The sequence below is a fragment of the Amycolatopsis taiwanensis DSM 45107 genome, assembly GCF_000519205.1.
Taxonomy (GTDB): domain Bacteria; phylum Actinomycetota; class Actinomycetes; order Mycobacteriales; family Pseudonocardiaceae; genus Amycolatopsis_E; species Amycolatopsis_E taiwanensis.
The window spans coordinates 264,984-287,828 of record NZ_JAFB01000003.1 but is presented as its reverse complement, the minus strand read 5'-3'; the positions used below and the strand labels follow the sequence as shown (position 1 = coordinate 287,828).

The window sequence follows — 22,845 nt, the reverse complement described above, 5'->3', positions numbered from 1 at the left end:
CAACTACGGGAGAACTGGACAACCGTGGCCACCACCAACGACCTGAAGAACGGCATGGTGCTGAACCTGGACGGCCAGCTGTGGTCCGTCGTGAACTTCCAGCACGTCAAGCCGGGCAAGGGTGGCGCCTTCGTGCGCACCACCCTCAAGCACGTGCTCTCCGGCAAGGTGGTGGACAGGACGTTCAACGCCGGCACCAAGGTGGACACCGCCACCGTCGACCGCCGCACCATGACCTACCTGTACAACGACGGCACGGACTTCGTGTTCATGGACGGCGAGACCTACGACCAGATCACCGTCGGCCGGGACATCATCGGCGAGTCGGCGAACTTCCTCCTGGAGAACACCGAGGTGCAGGTCGCCACGCACGAGAGCGAGCCGCTCTACGTCGAGCTGCCCACCTCGGTCGAGCTGGTCATCCAGCACACCGACCCGGGCCTGCAGGGCGACCGGTCCACCGGCGGCACCAAGCCGGCCACCCTGGAGACCGGCGCCGAGATCCAGGTGCCGTTGTTCGTGTCCACCGGCGAGAAGGTCAAGGTGGACACCCGCGACGGCCGGTACCTGGGCAGGGTATCCAGTTGAGTTCCGAGGGCACGCCCGGAAACCACGGCGACCGGGCGGGGGAGCCCACCCGGCCGGCCGGTGGGCGCAAGACCGAGCACCGTGCCCCGAAGCGCGGCGGCTCGCTGGGCCGCCGCGCTTTGCGCAGGCGCGCGGTGGAGATCCTCTACGAGGCCGCCCAGCGGTCCGCCGACCCGGTGAGCCTGGTCGCGGAGCGGGTCGGCCGGACCGAGGTCGATCCCGTCGGGGACTACACGATCAGCCTGATCGAAGGCGTGGCGGCACACCGCGAGCGGATCGACGAACTCCTGTCGGAGCACGCCCAGGGCTGGACCCTGGAACGCATGCCGCCGGTCGACCTGGCCGTGCTGCGGGTGGGCGTCTACGAGCTGCTCTGGGCCGCCGACGTGCCGGACCCGGTGGCCATCGACGAGGCGGTCGGCCTGGCCAGGGAGCTGTCCACCGACGACTCGCCGCGTTTCGTCAACGGCGTGCTGGGCCGCATCGGTACCATCGCCGACCGGCTGCGCGCCGTGCTGTGACCCCCGCCGCGGGACAGGGCGGGAACCCCATCCCGCGGTGGGTGATCAGTCTTCCTTGGCGGGACGTGCCTCGGGCGGCAGGACGCCCCAGTCGATCAGCTGCTCGGTGAGCTCGCCGGGGGTCATGTCGTAGATGATCGCCAGCGAGCGCAGGTCCTCGGTGCGGATGGACAGCACCTTGCCGTTGTAGTCGCCGCGCTGGCTCTGGATGGTTGCCGCATACCGGGCCAGCGGCCCGACCTTCTCGGCCGGCAACTGCTGCAACCGCTCCAGGTTGATCACGATCTTGGTGGCCGGCTCGGCGCCGGAGGGGACCCGCCCCTCGGGCAGCAGTTCGACCACGGGTACGCCGTAGAAATCCGCCAGTTCGGCCAGTTTCTGAACGGTCACCGCCCGGTCGCCGCGTTCGTACGAACCGACCACGACGGCCTTCCAGCGTCCGCCCGACTTCTGCTCGACCCCGTGCAGGGACAGTCCCTGCTGCTGGCGGATCCCGCGGAGTTTGGCGCCGAGCGCTTTGGCGTAATCGCCCATCTGGTGGTTCTCCGTTTCCTCGCCCAGTCGGTCGAGGACCGCCGGGGGACTGCTAAGCTGAATACTCAGAGTAATGGTTACGCATTGTCGTCACCAGGTCAAGCAAAGGATGGGTTTCGGGCCGGTCATACCACCCGTGGGAGGTGACCCACCGCCTGGTACTGTCGGCTGGAAGCCCTGGTCGACCAGGGAATACCGACATCCTTTAAGGACCCGTCCGGTGAGGCGGGGAAGGAGTCCGCTGTGTCGTCACGCCCTCGTGGCGCGACGGAGCCGAGTGGTGAGCGGGAGCTGCTCTCTGCCGGTGACGTCGCACGCACTATCGCCCGAATGGCCCATCAGGTCATCGAGAAGACCGCGCTGAGTGCCGATTCGGACGAAACACCCGTCCTGTTGGGTATCCCGACTCGGGGGACGTCCCTGGCGGTCCGGCTGACCGCCCGGATCGCCGAGTTTTCCGGGGTCAACCTGCCTACCGGCGCCCTCGATATCACGCTCTATCGCGACGACCTGCGGCGCCGGCCCACCCGCCCGCTCGCGTCGACCCGCCTGCCGGACAGCGGCATCGACGACCGGGTGGTCGTGCTGGTGGACGACGTGCTGTTCTCCGGCCGCACCGTTCGAGCCGCGCTCGACGCGCTCCGTGATCATGGGCGGCCGCGTGCCGTGCAACTGGCCGTGCTGGTCGACCGCGGGCACCGCGAGTTCCCGATCCGGGCCGACTACGTGGGCAAGAACGTGCCGACGTCCCGGGCCGAGGAGGTCCATGTCCTGCTGGCCGACGTCGACGGCCGCGACGCGGTGGTTCTGCGCGCGGAGGAGAAGGCATGAGGCATCTGCTGGCGACCGAGGGCCTGGACCCGGACCTCGCGACGGCCGTACTGGACACCGCCGACGAGCTCAAGAGGACGCTGCTCGGCCGTGAGGTGCGCAAGCTGCCGACGCTGCGTGGCCGCACCGTCATCACCTTGTTCTACGAGAACTCCACCCGGACCAGGGTTTCGTTCGAGATCGCGGGCAAGTGGATGAGCGCCGACGTGGTCAACGTCTCCGCCGGGGGCTCCTCGGTCGGCAAGGGCGAGTCGCTGCGCGACACGGCGCTGACCCTGGCCGCGGCGGGGGCGGACTGCGTGATCATCCGCCATTCCGCCTCGGGCGCGGCGCACCGGCTGGCCGGCTGGCTGGCGGAGGCCGGCACGGCCGTGGTCAACGCGGGGGACGGCACCCACGAGCATCCGACCCAGGCCCTGCTCGACGCGGCCACCCTGCGGGAGCGGCTCGGCGGGCTGAAGGACCGGCGCGTGGCGATCGTCGGCGACGTGTTGCACAGTCGCGTCGCGCGCTCCAACATCCATCTGCTGGCCTCGCTCGGTGCCGAGGTGGTGCTGGTCGCGCCGCCGACCCTGCTGCCGGCCAGGGTGGCGGAACTGCCGGTGACGGTGTCCAGCGAACTCGACGCGGAGCTGCCCGCGGTGGACGCGGTGATGGTGCTGCGCGTGCAGGCCGAGCGGATGCACGGCGGGTTCTTCCCGTCGGCGCGCGAATACTCGATCGCGTACGGGCTGAACGAGGCGCGCCTGCGCCTGCTGCCGGAGCACGCCGTCGTGCTGCACCCCGGGCCGATGATGCGCGGCATGGAGATCTCCTCGGCCGTGGCCGACGCGCCGGTGTCGGCGATCACCGAGCAGGTCCGCAACGGCGTGCACGTCCGGATGGCGGTGCTCTACCACCTCCTGGCGACCGACGGAGGTGAGCAGTGACTGATCGAGGTGTCGGAAGGACAAGTGTGAGTGACCGAATCCTGATCAGGGACGTCCGATGCTACGGGGAGGGCGAGGAGGTGGACGTCCTCGTCGCCGACGGGGTGATCACCGAAATCGGTCCCGGCATCCGCGTCGCGGATGAGGACACCGAGGTGGTGGACGCGGGCGGGCAGGTACTGCTGCCCGGGTTCGTCGACCTGCACACCCACCTGCGCGAGCCGGGCCGGGAGGACGCCGAGACGATCGAGACCGGGTCGGCGGCCGCGGCGCTCGGCGGCTACACCGCGGTGTTCGCGATGGCCAACACCGATCCCGTCGCCGACAACGCGGTGGTGGTCGAGCACGTCTGGCGGAAGGGCCGCGAGATCGGCCTGGTGGACGTGTATCCGGTCGGCGCGGTCACCGTCGGGTTGCGCGGTGAGAAGCTCGCCGAGCTGGGCACGATGGCCCGCTCGGCGGCCGGGGTACGGGTGTTCTCCGACGACGGGCACTGCGTCGCCGACCCGTTGCTCATGCGGCGTGCGCTGGAGTATTCGACCGCGCTGGACGCGGTGATCGCGCAGCACGCCGAGGAGCCGCGGCTGACCGTCGGCGCACAGGCGCACGAGGGCGCGACCGCCGCACGGCTGGGTTACGCCGGCTGGCCGGCGTCGGCGGAGGAATCGATCGTGGCGCGGGACTGCCTGCTCGCCGCGCACGCGGGAGCCCGGCTGCACGTCTGCCACGTGTCCACCGCCGGCACGGCCGAGATCCTGCGTTGGGCCAAGGAACGCGGCACCCGGGTTTCGGCCGAGGTCACCCCGCATCACCTGCTGCTCACCGACGAGCGGCTGGCCGGGTACGACCCGGTCAACAAGGTCAACCCGCCGTTGCGCACCATGGCCGACACGGCGCGGCTGCGCGAGGCGCTGGCCGAGGGCGTGATCGACTGCGTGGCCACCGATCACGCGCCGCATGCGGTGCAGGACAAGGACTGCGAGTGGGCGGCGGCCCGGCCGGGCATGCTGGGCTTGCAGACCGCGCTGTCGGTGGTGACGGAGACGATGGTCCGCACCGGGCTGCTGGACTGGCGCGGCGTGGCGCGGGTGATGAGCGAGCGGCCCGCCGAGATCGCCGGGCTGCCGGACCAGGGCCGGCCGCTGCTCGCGGGCGAACCGGCGAACCTGGTCCTGGTCGACCCCGACGCGGACTGGACGGTGCGCGGCGCCGAACTGGCCAGCCTCGCGCAGAACACACCGTACGAGGGAATGCGGCTGCCCGGCGTGGTGACGCTGACGCTGCTGCGCGGGCGCATCACCGCACGCGAAGGAAAACTACGGTGAGCGCGCCGGAAGGGAGGCATTCGTGGAACGCTTGCTGCTGACCCTGATCGTCGTGGCCGTCTTCCTGCTCCTCCTGTGGGGCATGCGAGCCGGCTGGCGGCGCAAGGCGCGGTCACAGAGCGCCTGGGTGCCGCCGTTCCCGCAGGTGCCCGACGATCCGGGCGAGCCGGAGCTGCAGACCGAGGGCCTGTACGTGAGCACCACGACGGCGGGCAACTGGCAGGACCGGATCGTCACCCGCGGCGTGGGCATGCGGGGGCGCGCGTGGCTGCGGCTCCACCCCGGCGGGATCGCGGTGGACCGGGCCGGCGCGCCGGGGTTCTGGATTCCGCGCGAGTCGGTCACCGGCGCGCGGGCCGCGAGCGCGATCGCGGGCAAGGTGATGGGCACCGACAGCCTGCTGGTGATCACCTGGCAGGCCGGGGACGTCGCGCTGGACACGGGTTTCCGCGCCGACGACCCGGCGGATTGTCCACAGTGGATTGAAGAGTTGAGGATCAGGGGAGGTGCCCGGTGAGGACGCCGGCGGCATTGGTGCTGGAGGACGGCCGCGTGTTCCGCGGCTCGGCCTACGGGGCGGAAGGACGGACGCTGGGCGAGGCGGTGTTCTGCACCGGCATGACCGGCTACCAGGAGACCCTGACCGACCCGTCCTACCACCGGCAGATCGTGGTGCAGACGGCGCCGCAGATCGGCAACACCGGGTGGAACGACGAGGACGACGAGTCGGCCCGGATCTGGGTGGCCGGCTACGTGGTGCGCGACCCGGCCCGGGCCCCGTCGAACTGGCGCTCGCGCCGTCGTCTCGACGACGAGCTGGTCAGGCAGGGCGTGGTCGGTATCGCGGGTGTGGACACCCGCACACTGACCCGGCACCTGCGTGAGCACGGCGCGATGCGGGCCGGGGTGTTCTCCGGTGACGCGCTCGACGCCGACGGCGCCATGCTGGAGGAGGTTCTGGCCGGCCCGCGCATGAAGGGTGCCGACCTGGCCGGCGAGGTCACCACCGGCCGGCCGTACGTGGTCGCGGCGGCGGGAGAGCGCCGGTTCCGGGTGGCCGCACTGGACCTGGGCATCAAGGCGAACACGCCGCGGCAGCTGAGCCGCCGCGGCGTCGAGGTGCACGTTCTGCCGGCCACCAGCACAGTCGAGGACCTCCTGGCCGTCGAGCCCGACGGGGTGTTCCTGTCCAACGGGCCGGGCGACCCGGAGACCCAGGCGCACGCGATCGAGCTGACCAGCCAGGTGCTGCGGCGCGAGATCCCGCTGTTCGGCATCTGCTTCGGCAACCAGATCCTCGGCCGCGCGCTGGGGCTGGGCACCTACAAGATGCGCTACGGCCACCGCGGGATCAACATCCCGGTGATCGACGCCGACACCGGGCAGGTGGCGATCACCGCGCAGAACCACGGGTTCGCTCTGGAGGGCGAGCCGGGTGCGCGGTTCGACTCGCCGTTCGGCACGGCCAGGGTCAGCCACTACTGCGCCAACGACGGCACGGTGGAGGGCCTGCGGTGTGTCGACGTGCCCGCGTTTTCCGTGCAGTACCACCCCGAGGCGGCCGCGGGTCCGCACGACGCCGCCCCGCTGTTCGACGAATTCGTAACGTTGATGGAGAAAAACCGGTAATGCCGAAACGTACTGACATCGAGCACGTGCTCGTGATCGGATCCGGGCCGATCGTGATCGGCCAGGCCGCCGAGTTCGACTACTCGGGCACGCAGGCATGCCGGGTGCTGCGCGCCGAAGGGCTCCGGGTGAGCCTGGTCAACTCCAACCCGGCGACCATCATGACCGACCCGGAGTTCGCCGACGCCACCTACATCGAGCCGGTGAACCCGGACTTCGTGGAGAAGGTCATCGCCGCCGAACGTCCGGACGCGCTGCTGGCGACGCTGGGCGGTCAAACGGCGCTCAACTGTGCGGTCGCGCTGCACGAGCGTGGCGTACTGGAGAAGTACGGCGTCGAGCTGATCGGCGCGGACATCGACGCGATCCAGCGCGGTGAGGACCGGCAGAAGTTCAAGGACATCGTGCGCGCGGTCGGCGCCGAGGTGCCGCGGAGCCGGGTCTGCCACTCCATGACCGAGGTGCGCGAGACCGTGGCCGAGCTCGGGCTGCCGGTGGTGATCCGCCCGTCGTTCACCATGGGCGGGCTCGGCTCCGGCATGGCGCACACCCCTGAGGAACTGGAGCGGCTGGCGTCGGTGGGGCTGGCGGAGTCGCCGGTCACCGAGGTGCTCATCGAGGAGAGCGTGCTCGGCTGGAAGGAATTCGAGCTCGAGCTGATGCGCGACCGGCGCGACAACGTCGTGGTGGTCTGCTCCATCGAGAACATCGACGCGATGGGCGTGCACACCGGCGACTCGGTGACGGTGGCGCCCGCGATGACCCTGACCGACCGCGAATACCAGCACATGCGCAACGTGGGCATCGCCGTGCTACGCGAAGTCGGGGTGGACACCGGAGGCTGCAACATCCAGTTCGCGATCAACCCGCGCGACGGGCGCATGGTCGTGATCGAGATGAACCCACGGGTGTCGCGCTCGTCCGCGCTGGCGTCCAAGGCGACCGGGTTCCCGATCGCCAAGATCGCCGCGAAGCTCGCGATCGGCTACACGCTCGATGAGATCCGCAACGACATCACCGGCGAAACCCCCGCCTCGTTCGAACCGACGCTGGACTATGTGGTGGTGAAGGTGCCGCGGTTCGCGTTCGAGAAGTTCCCCGGCGCGGATCCGATGTTGACCACGACGATGAAGAGCGTCGGCGAGGCCATGGCGCTGGGCCGCAGCTTCCCCGAGGCGCTGGGCAAGGCGATGCGCTCGATCGACACCAAGGCGGCCGGGTTCTGGACGCGGCCGGACCCGGACGGGGCGACGCTCGAGTCCACGCTCGCGGAACTGCGGACGCCGCACGACGGCCGCCTCTACGGGGTCGAGCGGGCGCTGCGGCTGGGCGCCACGCCTCTGCAGGTGCACGAGGCCAGCGGCATCGACCCGTGGTTCATCGACCAGATCGCGCTGATCGGCGAGGTGGGCGCCCAGGTCCGTGACGCGCCGGTGCTCGACGCCGACCTGCTGCGGGAAGCCAAGCGCACCGGGCTGTCGGACCGGCAGATCGCGGCGTTGCGGCCGGAGCTGGCCGGGGAGGACGGTGTGCGCGCGCTGCGCCACCGGCTCAACGTGCGGCCGGTGTTCAAGACCGTGGACACCTGTGCGGCGGAGTTCGCCGCGAAGACGCCTTACCACTACTCGGCTTACGAGTCCGACTGGCAAGGTTCGGAATCGGAGGTCGCGCCCCAGCCGGACAAACCGAAGGTGCTCATCCTCGGTTCGGGGCCGAACCGCATCGGGCAGGGCATCGAGTTCGACTACTCGTGCGTGCACGCCGCGATCGCCTTGCGGGAGGCCGGGTTCGAGGCCGTGATGGTCAACTGCAACCCGGAGACCGTCTCGACCGACTACGACACCTCCGACCGCCTGTACTTCGAGCCGCTCACCTTCGAGGACGTGCTCGAGGTGGTCAACGCCGAGCGGCAGTCCGGGACCGTGGCCGGGGTGATCGTGCAGCTGGGCGGCCAGACCCCGCTCGGGCTGGCCAAGCGGCTGGCCGACGCTGGGGTGCCGATCGTCGGCACCCCGCCGGAGGCGATCCACCTGGCCGAGGACCGCGGCTCGTTCGGCGAGGTGCTCGGCGACGCCGGGCTGCCCGCGCCCCGGTACGGCACCGCGACCTCGTTCGAGGGCGCCAAGCGGATCGCCGACGAGATCGGCTACCCGGTGCTCGTGCGGCCGTCGTACGTGCTCGGCGGGCGCGGTATGGAGATCGTCTACGACGAGGATTCCCTGGCCGGCTACATCCAGCGCGCCACCGAGGTGACGCCCGAGCATCCGGTGCTGGTGGACCGTTTCCTCGACGACGCGATCGAGATCGACGTGGACGCGCTGTTCGACGGTGAGGAGCTGTACCTGGGCGGCGTCATGGAACACATCGAGGAGGCCGGGATCCACTCCGGCGACTCCTCGTGCGCGCTCCCGCCGATCACCCTGGGCCGCTCGGACGTGGACGCCGTGCGGGCCTCCACCGAGGCGATCGCCCGCGGTGTCGGAGTGCGGGGCTTGCTGAACGTCCAGTACGCGCTCAAGGACGACGTGCTCTATGTCCTGGAAGCCAATCCGCGGGCCTCGCGGACCGTGCCCTTCGTGTCCAAGGCGACCGGGGTGGCGCTGGCCAAGGCGGCCTCGCTGGTCATGACCGGGGCGTCGATCAAGGACCTGCGGGCCCGCGGCGTGCTGCCGGCCGATGGCGACGGGGGCCGGCTGCCCGAGGACTCCGCGGTGGCGGTGAAGGAGGCCGTGCTGCCCTTCCACCGGTTCCGCACGCCGGAGGGCCTGGGCGTGGACTCGTTGCTCGGCCCGGAGATGAAGTCCACCGGCGAGGTGATGGGCGTGGACACCTCCTTCGGCGAGGCGTTCGCGAAGTCGCAGTCCGCCGCCTACGGATCGCTGCCCACCGCCGGCCGGGTCTTCGTGTCCGTGGCCAACCGGGACAAGCGGGCGATGGTGTTCCCGGTGAAGCGGCTGGCCGACCTCGGCTTCGAGATCCTCGCCACCTCGGGCACCGCGGAGGTGCTGCGCCGCAACGGGGTGCCGTGCACCGTCGTGCGCAAGGCCACCGACGACCCGTCCGGTGCACCGGAGATCGGCGGGCCGAACATCGTCGAGGTGATCCTCGGTGGCGGGGTGGACATGGTGATCAACACACCTTACGGCAACAGCGGGCCACGGGTGGACGGCTACGAGATCCGCACCGCCGCGGTCTCGCGCGATATCCCGTGCATCACCACGGTGCAGGGCGCGGCGGCCGCCGTGCACGGCATCGAGGCGCTCATCCGGGGTGACATCGGCGTCCGCTCGCTGCAGCACCTGCAGGCCAGCCTGAGGGGAGCGCCGTGAACCGGACGGTGGAAGGGACTGCCCCGTTCGGCGCAAGGCTGGCCGAGGCGGTTGCCGCACGGGGTCCGCTGTGTGCCGGCATCGACCCGCATCCCGGGCTGCTCGACTCGTGGGGACTCCCGCGGGATGTGTCGGGAATGGAAAATTTCGCGTTGAAAGCGGTGGACGCGCTCGCCCCCGAGGTGGCCGTGGTGAAGCCGCAGTCGGCCTTTTTCGAGGCCTACGGGGCGGCGGGGATCGCGGTTCTGGAACGGGTCATCGCGCAGGCGAAAGAGGCCGGTGCGCTCGTCCTGCTGGACGTCAAGCGCGGCGACATCGGCTCCACCATGGCTGCGTACGCGGCGGCGTACCTGGGCGGCGAAACCCGGCTGGACGCCGACGCCATCACGGTCTCGCCCTACCTCGGATTCGGCTCTCTCGGGCCCGCGCTCAAGGCGGCGGGGAAGGGTGTGTTCGTGCTCGCCCGCACCTCCAACCCGGAGGCCGCGCGATTACAGAACGCTTTGCTGGACAACGGAAAGACCGTGGCGCAGTCCATTGTGGATCATGCTGCGGAGTGTAACGCGGGTGCCCGGCCGCTCGGTGACGTGGGGGTGGTCGTGGGTGCCACGATCGCCCCCGGGGAGCTCCGGCTGGACGAGCTCAACGGGCCCGTGCTGGCCCCCGGTTTCGGTGCGCAGGGAGCGGGTGTGGCGGAGCTGCACAAGCTGTTCGGGAGCCCGCTGCGCGGCGTGCTAGCGGCGTCTTCCCGGGACATCCTGCGGCATGGTCCAGACCCCGCGGCCCTGCGCGAGGGGGCGCGCCGAATCGCGGCGACACTGGCCGGATGAGAGCTGTGTTGTTCAGAACGCGCGATCGGCGAACACGTCTACTGGCCGTGACCTGGCAACACGCAGTCGGCCGAGCAGTTCGGCCGTCCGCGGCCGCGTCTTGCAGAACACGGACTTTTGCCCGGCGTTTGGGTCTAATATCAGGCCCCGCAACCGTGCGCGACCTGCCACCCCCGCATTGTGGCCGGTGGGCGGGGGTGGGTACCGTCGCGTCACCCACCCAGAATTTTTGAGTACTACGGAGGAAAACGTGGCACTTCCCCAGCTGACCGAGGAACAGCGCAAGGCAGCGCTGGAGAAGGCCGCTGCCGCTCGTCGTGCCCGTGCCGAGCTCAAGGAGCGCCTCAAGCGGGGTGGTACCACCCTGACCGACGTGCTGAAGCAGGCGGACGAGGACGAGGTGCTCGGCAAGATGAAGGTCTCCGCTTTGCTCGAAGCTCTGCCCGGCGTCGGCAAGGTGCGCGCCCAGCAGACCATGGAGCGCCTGGAGATCGCGCCGAGCCGGCGGCTGCGCGGCCTCGGTGACCGGCAGCGCAAGGCGCTGCTCGCCGAGTTCAGCGGCGAGTGAGCGACGTCAGGATGGCAGCGGCAGGTGGGCCGGATTCGAGGCGTGGTACGCCCCGGCGCCGGCTCACCGTCGTCTCCGGGCCTTCGGGCGTCGGAAAGTCGAGCGTCGTCGGGCAGCTGCGGAAGCTGAACCCCGACATCTACTTCAGTGTCTCGGTCACCACCCGGCCACCGCGGCCCGGGGAGGTGGACGGCGAGCACTACCACTTCATCGACCGTGCCACGTTCGACCGCATGGTGGCCGGTGGCGAACTGCTCGAGCACGCGCAGTTCGCGGGTAACTGGTACGGCACCCCGCGCCAGCCCGTCGAGCGGGCGCTGGCCGAAGGCAGGCCGGCCGTGCTGGAGATCGAGCTGCAGGGGGCGCGACAGGTCCGCGCGGCGATGCCCGAGGCCTGCCTGGTGATGTTGATGCCGCCGTCGTGGGACGAGCTCGTGGGCCGGCTCACCGCGCGCGGCACCGAGCAGCAGGACGCCGTGGAGGCCCGGCTGGCCGAGGCGGAACGCGAGCTGGCCGCCGCGGGCGAGTTCGACGCGCGCGTGGTGAACGCCGACGTGCGGGAGGCCGCCGAGCAGTTGTTAGACTTGATGGATCAGGATTTCAAGTGATTCGGGAGCAACGCGAGTGAGCGCAGCGCTGGGTATCCACGGCGAGGAACTGGAAGGCATCACCAACCCGCCGATCGACGACCTGCTGAGCAAGGTCAGCTCGAAGTACGCGCTGGTGATCTATTCGGCCAAGCGTGCCCGCCAGATCAACGACTACTACGCCCAGCTCGGCGAGGGCCTGCTGGAATACGTCGGCCCGCTGGTCGAGCCGGGCCCCCGTGAGAAGCCGCTGTCGATCGCCCTGCGGGAGATCCACGCCGGCCTGCTCGAACACACCGAGGGTGAGTGACCGGGCGGGAGGCGCCCTCGGTGGTGGCCGTCCCCGGATCGTCCTGGGCGTGGGCGCCGGGATTGCCGCCTACAAGGCATGCGAGGTGCTGCGCGGGCTGACCGAGACCGGTCACGACGTCCGCGTGGTGCCCACCGAGGCCGCGCTGAACTTCGTCGGCGCGGCCACCTTCGAGGCACTGTCCGGGCACCCGGTGCACACCGGCGTGTTCAGCGAGGTGCCCGATGTGCAGCACGTGCGCATCGGCAAGGAGGCCGACCTCGTGCTGGTCGTCCCGGCGACCGCCGACCTGCTGGCCCGTGCGGCGCATGGGCTGGCCGACGACCTGCTCACCGGCACCCTGCTCACCGCCCGCTGCCCGGTCGCGTTCTTCCCGGCCATGCACACCGAGATGTGGGAGCACCCCGCGACCCGCGACAACGTGGCTCTGCTGCGCTCGCGGGGCGTGGTCGTCGCCGAACCCGCCTCCGGGCGGCTGACCGGCGTGGACACCGGCAAGGGGCGGCTGGCCGACCCGGCCGAGATCGTCGAGCTGGCCCGGCTGCTGCTGGCCGCGCCCGGCGCGCTGCCGCGGGACCTGGCGGGCCTGCGGGTGGTGATCACCGCCGGCGGCACCAGGGAGCCGCTGGACCCGGTGCGCTTCCTGGGCAACCGGTCGTCCGGCAAGCAGGGTTACGCGCTCGCCCGGGTGGCCGCCCAGCGTGGTGCGGATGTCACGTTGATCGCCGCGCACACCGCGGACCTGCCCGATCCGGCCGGTACCGTCGTGCGGCGCGTGTCCACGGCCGAGGAACTGCGCGTGGCGACGCATGAGGCCGCCGCGGGCGCCGACGTCGTGGTGATGTCCGCCGCGGTGGCCGACTTCCGTCCGGCGAGCCAGGCCGAGTTCAAGATCAAGAAAACCGACGACCATCCGGACCCGGTCATCGAACTGACCCGCAACGCCGACATTCTCGCCGAACTGGTGAAGAAACGGGCGGGCGGCCAGATCGTGGTGGGGTTCGCCGCGGAGACCGGGGACGAGCACGGCTCGGTCCTCGACCACGGCCGCGCGAAGCTGCGGCGCAAGGGCTGCGATCTGCTGGTGGTCAATGCCGTGAGCGAGGGCAGGGCGTTCGAGGTGGAGGAGAACGCGGGCTGGCTGCTGGCCGCGGACGGCACCGAGCGCCCCATCCCACTGGGTTCCAAGGCGCAACTGGCGGCCGCGGTGTGGGACGCCGTGACTGCAGTGATCCATCGTTGAGCGAAACCCCGGACATCCTTAAGTAGGCTGAGGACACCGGCAGAGTTCGAGACGGGAAGTGACAGCGCCATGACGGAGTCGACCCGCAGATTGTTCACCTCAGAGTCCGTGACGGAGGGACATCCGGACAAGATCTGTGACGCGATCAGCGACTCGATCCTGGATGCGTTGCTGGCCAAGGACCCTCGGTCACGGGTCGCGGTGGAGACGTTGATCACCACCGGGCAGGTGCACGTCGCGGGAGAGGTGACCACCGAGGCGTACGCGGACATTCCGACGATCGTGCGGGAGAAGATCCTCGAGATCGGATACGACTCCTCGGCGAAGGGCTTCGACGGCAATTCCTGCGGCGTCAACGTGGCGATCGGCTCGCAGTCGCCGGACATCGCGCAGGGCGTGGACGCGGCGTACGAGGCGCGGTTGGAGAACGCCCTGGACGAGATCGCCCGGCAGGGCGCGGGCGACCAGGGCCTGATGTTCGGTTACGCCTGCTCGGACACGCCGGAGCTGATGCCGTTGCCGATCGCGCTGGCCCACCGGTTGTCGCAGCGGCTGACCCGGGTGCGCAAGGACGGTGTGCTGCCCTACCTGCGCCCGGACGGCAAGACCCAGGTCACGATCGAGTACGCGGGGGACCAGCCGGTGCGGCTGGACACCGTGGTGGTGTCCACGCAGCACGCCGAGGGCATCGACCTGGAGACCATGCTCGGCGTGGATGTCCGCGAGCAGGTGGTGAAGCCGGAGCTGGACGCGCTGAGCCTGGACACGGCGGAGGTCCGGTTGCTGGTCAACCCCACCGGCCGGTTCGTCGTCGGCGGCCCGATGGGCGACGCGGGCCTGACCGGCCGCAAGATCATCGTGGACACCTACGGCGGCATGGCACGCCACGGCGGCGGGGCGTTCTCGGGCAAGGACCCGTCCAAGGTGGACCGCTCGGCTGCGTACGCGATGCGGTGGGTGGCCAAGAACGTGGTGGCCGCGGGCCTGGCCAGCCGGGTCGAGGTGCAGGTGGCCTATGCGATCGGCAAGGCCTCTCCGGTGGGGCTGTTCGTGGAGACGTTCGGCACCGAGACGGTGGACCCGGCCAAGATCCAGGGCGCCATCGCCGAAGTGTTCGACCTGCGCCCGGCCGCGATCATCCGCGACCTGGACCTGCTGCGCCCGATCTACACCCAGACCTCGGCCTACGGCCACTTCGGCCGCCCCGAACTGAACCTGCCCTGGGAGTCGACCGGCCGCGCCGAGGCCCTGCGCTCGGTCGTTTAGGTTCCCGGAGCCCGCACCGCCAAGCAAGCAAACGGCAAAGCATTGGGTGTCGGTGGCGTCTGGTAGAGAAGCTGGTGTGAGCCGGCCCGAACCCAGCGCCCTGTGGGAGCTTCCCAGCGCGGAACCCGCAGCGAAACCCGCGGCGAAGCCCGCCGCGCGGCGCTCGGCGCCCAAGGGCCGGCGCAAGGGGCAGCAGCAGCCGGCCGCGAAGGACCCGATCGCGCGGGTCGTGGTGGACGTGCCGCTGGCTCACCTGGACCGCACCTTCGACTACCAGGTTCCCGACCGGCTGGACGACGCGGCGGTGCCCGGCGCGCGGGTGCGGGTGCGCTTCGCCGGGCAGTTGGTCGACGGCTTCGTCCTGGAACGTGCGGAGACCACCGAGCACACCGGCCGGCTCGCCTTCCTGGAACGGGTCACCTCCAGCGAGCCGGTGCTCACCGGCCGCCTGGCCGCCCTGGCGCGCGCGGTCGCGCAGCGCTACGCCGGCACCATGATCGACGTACTGCGGCTGGCGATTCCGCCACGGCACGCTCGGGCCGAGGGCGAGCCCGCTCGCCCGGCCGCGGCGGTCCCGGTCCCGCCGGAGACCACCGGTTGGGGCCGTTACCAGCGCGGCGAAGCGTTCGTCGAGGCACTGCGGGGAAACCGGCGGGCGCACGCGGTGTGGCAGGCACTGCCCGGTGAGGACTGGCCGGCGCGGCTGGCCGAGCTGGCCGCGACCGTGGCGGCCGAGGGCCGGAGTGCGCTGCTCGTGGTGCCCGACCAGCGCGACCTCACGCGCCTGCACGACGCCTGCGCACGGCTGGTCGGGCCCGACGCCGTGGTCTCGTTGTTCGCCGACCTCGGTCCCGCCGAGCGCTACCGCCGCTGGCTCGCCGTCTCGCGCAGCACGGTGCGGGTGGTGGTGGGCACCCGCGCGGCGATGTTCGCGCCGGTCACCGACCCGGGCCTGTTCGTGGTCTGGGACGACGGCGACGATCTCCACGTCGACCCCCACATGCCTTATCCGCAGGTGCGGGATGTGCTGATGGTGCGGGCTCACGCCGAGGGGGCGTCGCTGGTCGTCGGCGGCTTCACCCGCACGGCCGAGGCACAGCTGCTGGTCGAATCGGGGTGGGCGCACCCGGTGGTCGCCACGCGCGAGGAACTGCGCCGCGCGGCGCCGCGGGTCACGCCCATCGGCGAGGACTTCGACGTCGCCCGTGACGAGGCGGCGCGGGCGGCGCGGCTGCCCTCGGTGGCCTTCGAGGCGGCTCGGCAGGCGCTGGCCGCGGACGCGCCGGTTCTGGTGCAGGTGCCCCGGCGCGGTTATGTCCCGGCACTGGCCTGCGCGCGGTGCCGGACGCCCGCGCACTGCCGCCGGTGTGCGGGTCCGCTCGGCCTGCGCGGCGACGCGAAGGGGCCGCCGAGTTGTCGGTGGTGTGGCGTGCCCGAGGCGTCGCCTCGGTGCCCGGCCTGCGGTTCGAACCGCTTGCGGGCCATGGTCGTGGGATCGAAGCGGACGGCCGAGGAGCTCGGCCGCGCCTTCCCCGGCGTGACCGTGCGGACCTCCGGCGCACAGGAGGTGCTCGCCACCGTGCCCGCCCGGCCGGCCCTCGTGGTCTGCACCCCGGGCGCCGAGCCGGTCGCCGAGGGCGGGTACGGCGCCGCTCTGCTGCTCGACGGGTGGGCGTTGCTGGGCCGCCAGGACCTGCGCGCGGCCGAGGAGACGCTGCGGCGGTGGATGGCCGCGGCAGCGCTGGTGCGGCCGGCGTCGGCGGGCGGGCGGATCGTGGTCGGCGCCGAAGCCGCGCTGACGCCGGTGCAGGCGCTCGTGCGCTGGGACCCGGCCTGGCACGCCGGACGGGAACTCGCCGAGCGCCGCGAGCTGGGCTTCCCGCCCGCGGTCCGGATGGCGGGCGTGGAAGGCGCGCCCGATGCGGTGGCCGCGCTGCTGGCGGAGCTGTCACTACCCGCCTCGGGCGAGATCCTGGGCCCGGTCCCGCTCGGCGAGCCGGACGCCGAAGGCCGCACGGAGCGTGAACGTGCGCTGATCCGCGTCCCGCGGGAGGACGGCAAAGCACTCGCCGCGGCGCTCGCCGCCGCCCAGGCCGGCCGCGTCGCCCGCAAGGAGACCTCACCCGTCCGCATCCAACTCGACCCCTTGCAGCTGATCTAGGGCTTGCGTGGCGGTGCGGGTGGCGGAACCTCGGAATTTGTTTTGACACACCCAGCCACACGCACGTTTTCGCGATCGGGAACATTTTCTCGCCCGAATCGTCCACCGCGACGAAGTCGTCGTGAGTGGTCATCCGGCGGCACAACCGCTACGCGCTCTGCCGCCGGATGAGGGTGGGCGCGAAGTTGACGCGGCGTGGAGGGACGGAGCCTCCTTCGAGTTGCTCGATCAACAGCTGCGCGGCCTGGTCCGCCATCTCGGAAATCGGGTTGCGCAGTGTCGTCAGCGGCGGGTTGGTGTGCTCGGCGATGCCGAGGTCGTCGTAGCCGGTTACGGCGATGTCGTCGGGTACGCGGCGGCCCCGGGCGGCGAGTACGCGCAGTGAGCCGGACGCCATCAGGTCCGAGGCGACGACGAGGCCGTCCAGATCGGGGTGGGCGTCCAGCAGGGCTTCGCAGGCCTCGGCCCCACCGGCCTCGGTGAAGTCTCCGCGGACGACCGCTTCGTCGGAGAGTCCGGCCTCGTTGACCGTCTGCCGCCAGCCTTCGAGGCGATCACGGCCCACCGTCATGTCGGCCGGGCCCGCGATCGTGCCGATGCGGCGGCAGCCGCGGTCGATCAGCAACTGGGTGGCCTGGCGTGCGCCGTCGGTGTTGTCGGTGCTCACGTAGGACACCTGGTCTTCCTTCGTCCACGGGCGTCCGATGAATGCGTTCGGCAGCCCGAGCGCGGCAATGTGGTCCGGCAGGGCGTCGCCGGCGTGGTGCGAGACCACGATGGCGCCGTCGATATGGCGCCCGCGCAGGTAGCGCAGCATCCGCTGTTTGTCGTCGTCCGGCCGAGCGATCAGCAGCACCACTTGCAGATCGCGGGCCGACAGCACATTGGTGACGACATGCAGGGTGCGGGCGAAGAACGGGTCGGAAAAGACCAGTTCGTCCGGCTCGGGCACGACGAGCGCGACCGAGTCGGTACGCCGGGTGACCAGCGAACGCGCCGCGGTGTTGGGTGTGTAGCCCAGCCTGCGGATGGCGTCTTCGACCGCCCGTTGGGCGCGCGCGCTCACCCGGGCGCCTCCGTTGATGGCGCGCGAGGCGGTGGCCCGGCTGACTCCCGCCAGCCTGGCCACCTCCTCGAGCGTGGGTGAGTCCGTCATGCGCTCGTCGATCGTCAGGTCCCGAGAATTCGGTTGGTCGAGGCGACTTCGGCGTACCAGTGACCACTATCCTTTACGGTGCGAACCTGGGTGTCGTAGTCGACGTGCACGATACCGAACCGGCGCAGGTAGCCGAATGCCCACTCGAAGTTGTCGAGCAGCGACCAGACGAAGTAGCCCTGAACGTTGACGCCGCTGGTGATCGCGTCGTGCACCGCGCGCAGGTGCACGTCGATGAAGCGGATCCGGTCGGTGTCGTGGACTGCGCCGTCCGGCGTCACCTCGTCGTCATAGGCAGCGCCGTTTTCGGTGATGTAGATCGGCGGCGCGGCGTACTCGTCGCGCAGCCGCACCAGAAGCCGGGTGAGCGCCTCCGGCTGCACTTCCCAGTCCATCGCCGTCGTCGGCAACCCGCGGCGCGGGTACACGATGTTGTCGCTGCCCGGGTACGGCGACACGGTCGGGCGCGGCGCATGCGGGACGTTGTCCTCAAGGAGGTCGTCGTGGGGACGCCCGGACGCACCATGCCCGCGGTAGTAGTTCACGCCGAGCGTGTCCAGCGGCGCACTGATCACCTTGAGGTCGCCGTCCTGCACCCAGTCCTGCCACGGCCGGCCCTGATAGGTCAGGCCCTCGGTGTAGGTGAACAGGTCTTCGGGGTATTCACCCTTGAAGACCGGGTCGAGGAAGCCCCGGTTGAAGAAGTTGTCCACCCGTCGTGCCGCGTCGACGTCGGCCGGATCGGCCGGGTCGAACGGGTCCACGGTGGTCAGGTTCAGCGTGATGCCGACCTGCCTGCCGTTGTCCGGAGTGGCACCACGGCGCCGCAGCTCATCGGCCGCCATCCCGTGCGCAAGCAGCAGATGGTGCTGGGCGACGAGACCCGCCACACCCTCCTGACGGCCGGGTGCTTTCCCGCCGCTGGTATAGCCCAGCAGCGAGGAGCAGTACGGCTCGTTGAGCGTGGTCCAGTACTGGACACGGTCGGACAGCGCGTCGTACACGGTGTTGGCGTACTCGACGAAGCGGTGCGCGGTGTCGCGGTTGAGCCACCCGCCCTGGTCCTCCAGCGCCTGCGGGAGATCCCAGTGGTAGAGCGTCACCCATGGCGCGATACCGGCGTCGAGCAGTTCGTCGACCAGCCGGCGGTAGAAATCGATGCCCTTCTGGTTCACCGCGCCACCGTCGGGACGCACCCGCGGCCAGGCGGTGGAGAACCGGTACGACGCCAGGTTGAGCCGCTTGATGATCGCGACGTCCTCGGGCATCCGGTGGTAGTGATCGCAGGCCACGTCGCCGGTGTCGCCGCCCAGGATGGCGCCCGGGATCCGGGAGTAGGTGTCCCAGATGGACGGTGTCCGGCCGTCCTCGTCCACCGCGCCTTCGATCTGGTACGAGGCCGTGGCGGCACCCCACAGGAAGCCCTGCGGGAACTCGACGGTCTGGGACTGGTTCGGGAAATCGGTCATCCCTTGACGGCTCCTTGCATGATGCCGGCGACGAGTTGCCGGCCGGTAGCGATGAACAGAAGAAGCAGGGGCACGGTGGCCAAGATAGTCCCGGCCTGCAGCAGCGCCATGTCTGTGTAGCCGCCGCCCGACGCGACCTTGAGCTGGTCGAGAGCGGTCTGCAGGGTCTGGACATCGGAACCCTGCAGGATCACCAGTGGCCACATGAAGTCGGTCCACGCCTGCATGAAGGTGAACAGGGCGAGGATCGCCATCGCCGGGCGTGCCGCGGGAACGGCCACCGTCCAGAAGGTACGGAGCATCGACGCGCCGTCGACGCGGGCGGCTTCGATCAGCTCGTCGGGGATCGCGTCGACGAGGTACTGCCGCATGAAGAACACCCCGAAGGCCGTCACCAGCCACGGCAGCGCGACCGCGAACCGGGTCCCGCTCAGGCCGATGTTGGTGAACTCCCGCAGCAACGGAATCAGCGCGAGCTGCGGCGGCACCGCCATGGTGATGATCACGACCACCATCAGCCCATTGCTGCCGCGGAACTTCAGCTTGGCGAAGGAGTACCCGGCGAGCGTGCAGAAAAGCACCACCGAGAGCGCCGAGATGCCCGAGATGATGATCGAGTTCAGCAGTGCGGACCAGAAGTCGATCGAGTGGAACACCTTGGTGGCGTTCTCGAAGAAGTGACCTCCGGGGATCAACGGCGGCGGGGTCTGGATCGTCTCTTCCTTGGTCACCGAGCCGAGCACGAACGACCAGTAGAGCGGGAAGGCCGAACCGAGCAGGAAGGCGGCGAGCAGGCCGTAGACGACGAACCCGGGTCGGCGGCTCATATGCTGCTCCTCCGCTGGACGGCGCGGGTGATGAGATAGTTGGCCAGCGCGAACACCACGATGATGAGGAACAGGAGCCAGGCGGCGGCCGCGGCCCTCGGGTAAGGGTCGGTGGCGCTGTTGGCCGTGTTGAACACATACATCGTGAGGGTCTGGTACTGGTAGTCCGCGCCGCCCTGATGCTGCAGGTTGGTGTCGAAGAGCCGAGGCTCGGTGAAGATGTGCAGCCCGCCGATCGTCGAGGTGATGATGACGAACAGCATGGTCGGTCGGATCGACGGCAGCGTGACCGAGAAGAACTGGCGGATCTTGCCGGCGCCGTCGATCGACGCGGCCTCGTAGAGGTTGCGCGGGACGGCGACCATCGCGGCGAGCAGGATCAGCGTGTTGTAACCGGTCCAGCGCCAGTTGACCATGGTGGCGATGGCCAGCCAGCTCGCCGGCCGGTTGGCGTGCCACTGGACGGGGGAGAGCCCGATCCCGTTCAGGATGTCGTTGATCAGGCCGGTCTGGTCGGAGAAGAGGGAGCCGAAGATCAACGCGGTGGCCGCGGGGGCGACGACGAACGGCAGAATGACGCCGATCCGCCACCACGACTTGGCGCGCAGGTTGTTGTCCAGCAGCGCGGCGATGATCGTCGCCACGATGGTCTGGGACACCGAAGACAGCAGGAAGATCGCGATCGTGTTCACGAGCGCCTTGAGGAAGACCGGGTCTCCCAGCACATGCGCGTAGTTCGCGAAGCCGACCACCTTACCCGGGCTGGCGGAGAAGCGCGGCCAGGAAAAGAACGAGAGATAACCACTGAACACCATCGGGAAGAACCCGATGATTGCGAACACGAGGAAGAACGGGAGCACGTAGAGGTACGGCGAGGCCTTCAGGTCCCAGCGGTCGAGCCGCTGGCGGAACGTGAGCGGTGGTGCGGTGGGCCGCGGGGTGGGGGCCACCCCCGGGGTCGCCGGTTTTTCGGCGACCCCGACGGTGGCTGGCACGTTGTCATTCATGACAGATGGCACCTTGGGTCAGGACAGCTGGCCGACGGCCTGAACGAACGTCTGCCAGGACGCTGCCGGATCCGTGCCCTGGTCCACCCGCTGGATCGCGGACTGGAAGAGGCCGAGGATGTCGGAATACTTGTCACCCTTGTACGGCAGACCCGGCTGCACCGCCTTCGCGCGGTTAGCGAGGATGCTCGCCGTCGGTGCGTTGTTGAAGTACGAGTCCGTGGCGTTCTTCGACACCAGTTCCTGCTCGGCCGCGATGTTGGCCGGGTAGTTGCCCGCCTTCTCGAACGCGGCGCTCTCCTGCGCGGCGTCGGTCAGCCAGTTGGCGAACCGCTTGGCCTCGGCCTGGTGCTTCGACTGTTGCGGAACGGCGAGGAAGGAACCGCCCCAGTTACCGCCGCCACCCGGGAAAACGTCGGCGAAGTCCCAGCCCGTGACGTTCGGCGCCGCCTCCTTGATGTTGGCGAACATCCAGCCGGGGCAAGGAATCGTCGCGACGGTGCTGTTGGCGAAGCCGGCCTTCCAGTCGTCACCCCACTGCTCGACCTTCGTCGACAGCGTCGGGACGTACTTGGTGACGGTGTCGTAAACGTTCTTCAATTCGGGATTGTCGACGTTGACCTTGTTGTCGGCGGTCTGGAAGGGATACTTCGTCTGGTTCAACATCGCCTGGGAGATCGTGTTGCTCGCGTCGTACCAGTGGACCCCGGGGACCTTGCTGACGAACGTCTGGCCCGCCTGGAAATAGCTGTCCCAGCTGGAAAACAGCTTGGCGACGTCATCCCGGTTGGTCGGGAGCCCAGCCCTTGCGAGCAGGTCGGCGCGGTAGCAGATGCCCTCCGGGCCGGCGTCCGTCGGGTAGCCGATCTGCTTGCCGTCGGCGGTCTGGCCGGCCTTGTACTTGTACTCGATCCAGCGGCCGTTGAGCGACGGGTCGCTGATGTCGACGAACTGGTCGGACGCGCCCGGGGCGAGGAACTGCGGCATCGCGTCGCCCTCGATCGCGACGATGTCGGTGAGACCGGTGCCTGCCTGCAGGTCCGAGTTCAGCGTCGCCTTCCAAGGGTCCCAGTCCGCGATCACGGTGGGCTGGACCTTGAATGGCCTGTTGGGATCGGCATTCCACTTTTCGATCAGGTCGGCGTAGCCGAAGTCGCTGAACGTCGTGATCGTCAGTGTGTCGTCCTTGCCGAGCGGCGTCTGTGCGCCGCTGCCGCCGGCGCTGCCACTGCCGCCGCATGCGGCCGAGGTTGCGGCGACGAAGGTCGCGACAGCGCCCAAGACCAGGCCCTTGCGCCAGGAGAGGGCGAGCCTGCGGCTCCACCCTCGGGAGAACTTACGCACGTTGTAATACTCCCGCCATTTAGCAGTTATGGAGCGGGCGCCGACGGTTGTGACGGTGAACCCGCCTTGCGTGTGAGAGCGCTCTCACTCTCACGGCGCCGCAACTATGCCCCCGTTCGCTTCTTGGTGTCAACTACCCGTTGCCTGGCCGAAACCTGCGGCTGATGGCCCGGTAACCGACGAATTTGAAATAAAGTCCGCGCTTTTGCTCGGGCGGTGGCGCGCCGCGGTGGTCTTGGCGCCACTGTCGGCGGTCCGGGTGGCGTCCGGCACGAGCAGCGAGCGCAGCCCTGCCAGGTCACCGGTGGTGGCCGGTCGACGTGCTCGTTAGCGTTCGTCGTTCTCAACGAATCCTGATCGCGGGTTGTTTGGACCGGGTCATCGACGCGGG

At 69.9% G+C, this 22,845-nt stretch carries 21 protein-coding genes; 15 read left to right on the top strand and 6 right to left on the bottom strand.

Annotated features, from left to right (window positions below; all coding sequences use genetic code 11):
• The first annotated feature begins 24 nt into the window (after window positions 1–24).
• Window positions 25–588, top strand: a complete 564-nt coding sequence (gene efp, locus A3CU_RS0101330) for an elongation factor P (RefSeq protein WP_027940736.1) — start codon at window positions 25–27, stop codon at window positions 586–588.
• A gap of 104 nt (window positions 589–692) precedes the next feature.
• Entirely contained in the window at window positions 693–1,109 is a 417-nt protein-coding gene (nusB, locus tag A3CU_RS43010) for a transcription antitermination factor NusB (RefSeq protein ID WP_052371393.1), read from the top strand.
• Window positions 1,110–1,154: 45 nt separating this feature from the next.
• On the opposite strand, the gene bldD is transcribed toward nusB, so the two are convergent.
• Window positions 1,155–1,643: a transcriptional regulator BldD gene (gene bldD, locus A3CU_RS0101320; protein ID WP_020422358.1), complete on the bottom strand. Its 489-nt coding sequence runs from the start codon at window positions 1,641–1,643 to the stop codon at window positions 1,155–1,157.
• A gap of 243 nt (window positions 1,644–1,886) precedes the next feature.
• Between bldD and pyrR the strand changes: the two genes are divergently transcribed.
• The 13 genes from pyrR to A3CU_RS0101255 all read left to right on the top strand — a co-directional run bounded on the left by pyrR (window position 1,887) and on the right by A3CU_RS0101255 (window position 16,651).
• Window positions 1,887–2,474: a bifunctional pyr operon transcriptional regulator/uracil phosphoribosyltransferase PyrR gene (pyrR, locus tag A3CU_RS0101315; protein WP_027940735.1), complete on the top strand. Its 588-nt coding sequence runs from the start codon at window positions 1,887–1,889 to the stop codon at window positions 2,472–2,474.
• Window positions 2,471–3,403: an aspartate carbamoyltransferase catalytic subunit gene (locus tag A3CU_RS0101310; RefSeq protein WP_027940734.1), complete on the top strand. Its 933-nt coding sequence runs from the start codon at window positions 2,471–2,473 to the stop codon at window positions 3,401–3,403. Before pyrR ends, A3CU_RS0101310 begins: the two co-directional genes overlap by 4 nt.
• Before the next feature lie 26 nt (window positions 3,404–3,429).
• Complete coding sequence (locus A3CU_RS0101305; protein WP_027940733.1) at window positions 3,430–4,728, top strand: dihydroorotase; 1,299 nt, start codon at window positions 3,430–3,432, stop codon at window positions 4,726–4,728.
• A gap of 22 nt (window positions 4,729–4,750) precedes the next feature.
• Window positions 4,751–5,245, top strand: coding sequence for a PH-like domain-containing protein (locus tag A3CU_RS0101300; RefSeq protein ID WP_027940732.1), 495 nt, complete (start codon window positions 4,751–4,753; stop codon window positions 5,243–5,245).
• Window positions 5,242–6,357: a glutamine-hydrolyzing carbamoyl-phosphate synthase small subunit gene (carA, locus tag A3CU_RS0101295; protein WP_027940731.1), complete on the top strand. Its 1,116-nt coding sequence runs from the start codon at window positions 5,242–5,244 to the stop codon at window positions 6,355–6,357. The genes A3CU_RS0101300 and carA overlap by 4 nt, the downstream gene beginning before the upstream one ends.
• Window positions 6,357–9,686, top strand: a complete 3,330-nt coding sequence (gene carB, locus A3CU_RS0101290; protein ID WP_027940730.1) for a carbamoyl-phosphate synthase large subunit — start codon at window positions 6,357–6,359, stop codon at window positions 9,684–9,686. Before carA ends, carB begins: the two co-directional genes overlap by 1 nt.
• An 8-nt stretch (window positions 9,687–9,694) precedes the next feature.
• Window positions 9,695–10,516: an orotidine-5'-phosphate decarboxylase gene (pyrF, locus tag A3CU_RS0101285; protein WP_043840523.1), complete on the top strand. Its 822-nt coding sequence runs from the start codon at window positions 9,695–9,697 to the stop codon at window positions 10,514–10,516.
• Window positions 10,517–10,766: 250 nt separating this feature from the next.
• On the top strand, window positions 10,767–11,084 hold the full coding sequence (gene mihF, locus A3CU_RS0101280; RefSeq protein ID WP_017983071.1) for an integration host factor, actinobacterial type: 318 nt from the start codon (window positions 10,767–10,769) through the stop codon (window positions 11,082–11,084).
• A gap of 11 nt (window positions 11,085–11,095) precedes the next feature.
• Window positions 11,096–11,692, top strand: coding sequence for a guanylate kinase (gene gmk, locus A3CU_RS43005; protein ID WP_043840522.1), 597 nt, complete (start codon window positions 11,096–11,098; stop codon window positions 11,690–11,692).
• Between the two features lie 16 nt (window positions 11,693–11,708).
• The gene (rpoZ, locus tag A3CU_RS0101270; protein WP_027940728.1) at window positions 11,709–11,981 is read left to right on the top strand and encodes a DNA-directed RNA polymerase subunit omega; all 273 of its coding nucleotides are present in this window, start codon (window positions 11,709–11,711) and stop codon (window positions 11,979–11,981) included.
• Window positions 11,974–13,224, top strand: coding sequence for a bifunctional phosphopantothenoylcysteine decarboxylase/phosphopantothenate--cysteine ligase CoaBC (gene coaBC, locus A3CU_RS0101265; RefSeq protein WP_245616839.1), 1,251 nt, complete (start codon window positions 11,974–11,976; stop codon window positions 13,222–13,224). The genes rpoZ and coaBC overlap by 8 nt, the downstream gene beginning before the upstream one ends.
• A 69-nt stretch (window positions 13,225–13,293) precedes the next feature.
• Window positions 13,294–14,490: a methionine adenosyltransferase gene (gene metK, locus A3CU_RS0101260; RefSeq protein WP_027940726.1), complete on the top strand. Its 1,197-nt coding sequence runs from the start codon at window positions 13,294–13,296 to the stop codon at window positions 14,488–14,490.
• A 76-nt stretch (window positions 14,491–14,566) separates the two neighbouring features.
• Window positions 14,567–16,651 (top strand): primosomal protein N', encoded by a 2,085-nt coding sequence (locus A3CU_RS0101255; protein WP_027940725.1) that lies wholly within the window; start codon window positions 14,567–14,569, stop codon window positions 16,649–16,651.
• Between the two features lie 148 nt (window positions 16,652–16,799).
• On the opposite strand, the gene A3CU_RS0101250 is transcribed toward A3CU_RS0101255, so the two are convergent.
• The 5 genes from A3CU_RS0101250 to A3CU_RS0101230 are packed head-to-tail and all read right to left on the bottom strand — an operon-like array spanning window position 16,800 to window position 22,454.
• Window positions 16,800–17,807, bottom strand: a complete 1,008-nt coding sequence (locus A3CU_RS0101250) for a LacI family DNA-binding transcriptional regulator (RefSeq protein ID WP_027940724.1) — start codon at window positions 17,805–17,807, stop codon at window positions 16,800–16,802.
• A gap of 14 nt (window positions 17,808–17,821) precedes the next feature.
• Window positions 17,822–19,276: a GH1 family beta-glucosidase gene (locus A3CU_RS0101245; RefSeq protein ID WP_027940723.1), complete on the bottom strand. Its 1,455-nt coding sequence runs from the start codon at window positions 19,274–19,276 to the stop codon at window positions 17,822–17,824.
• Entirely contained in the window at window positions 19,273–20,103 is an 831-nt protein-coding gene (locus A3CU_RS0101240; protein ID WP_027940722.1) for a carbohydrate ABC transporter permease, read from the bottom strand. Before A3CU_RS0101240 ends, A3CU_RS0101245 begins: the two co-directional genes overlap by 4 nt.
• Complete coding sequence (locus A3CU_RS0101235; RefSeq protein ID WP_027940721.1) at window positions 20,100–21,110, bottom strand: carbohydrate ABC transporter permease; 1,011 nt, start codon at window positions 21,108–21,110, stop codon at window positions 20,100–20,102. The genes A3CU_RS0101240 and A3CU_RS0101235 overlap by 4 nt, the downstream gene beginning before the upstream one ends.
• A gap of 18 nt (window positions 21,111–21,128) precedes the next feature.
• Window positions 21,129–22,454, bottom strand: coding sequence for an ABC transporter substrate-binding protein (locus A3CU_RS0101230; protein ID WP_027940720.1), 1,326 nt, complete (start codon window positions 22,452–22,454; stop codon window positions 21,129–21,131).
• Between the last annotated feature and the right edge of the window lie 391 nt (window positions 22,455–22,845).

Coding starts and splice junctions, on each gene's coding strand:
- A3CU_RS0101310 (WP_027940734.1), top strand. CDS start 2,471: ATGAGGCATCTGCTGGCGACCGAGGGCCTGGACCCGGACCTCGCGACG.
- A3CU_RS0101235 (WP_027940721.1), bottom strand. CDS start 21,110: ATGAATGACAACGTGCCAGCCACCGTCGGGGTCGCCGAAAAACCGGCG.
- A3CU_RS0101250 (WP_027940724.1), bottom strand. CDS start 17,807: ATGACGGACTCACCCACGCTCGAGGAGGTGGCCAGGCTGGCGGGAGTC.
- A3CU_RS0101245 (WP_027940723.1), bottom strand. CDS start 19,276: ATGACCGATTTCCCGAACCAGTCCCAGACCGTCGAGTTCCCGCAGGGC.
- bldD (WP_020422358.1), bottom strand. CDS start 1,643: ATGGGCGATTACGCCAAAGCGCTCGGCGCCAAACTCCGCGGGATCCGC.
- metK (WP_027940726.1), top strand. CDS start 13,294: ATGACGGAGTCGACCCGCAGATTGTTCACCTCAGAGTCCGTGACGGAG.
- carB (WP_027940730.1), top strand. CDS start 6,357: ATGCCGAAACGTACTGACATCGAGCACGTGCTCGTGATCGGATCCGGG.
- gmk (WP_043840522.1), top strand. CDS start 11,096: ATGGCAGCGGCAGGTGGGCCGGATTCGAGGCGTGGTACGCCCCGGCGC.
- A3CU_RS0101240 (WP_027940722.1), bottom strand. CDS start 20,103: ATGAGCCGCCGACCCGGGTTCGTCGTCTACGGCCTGCTCGCCGCCTTC.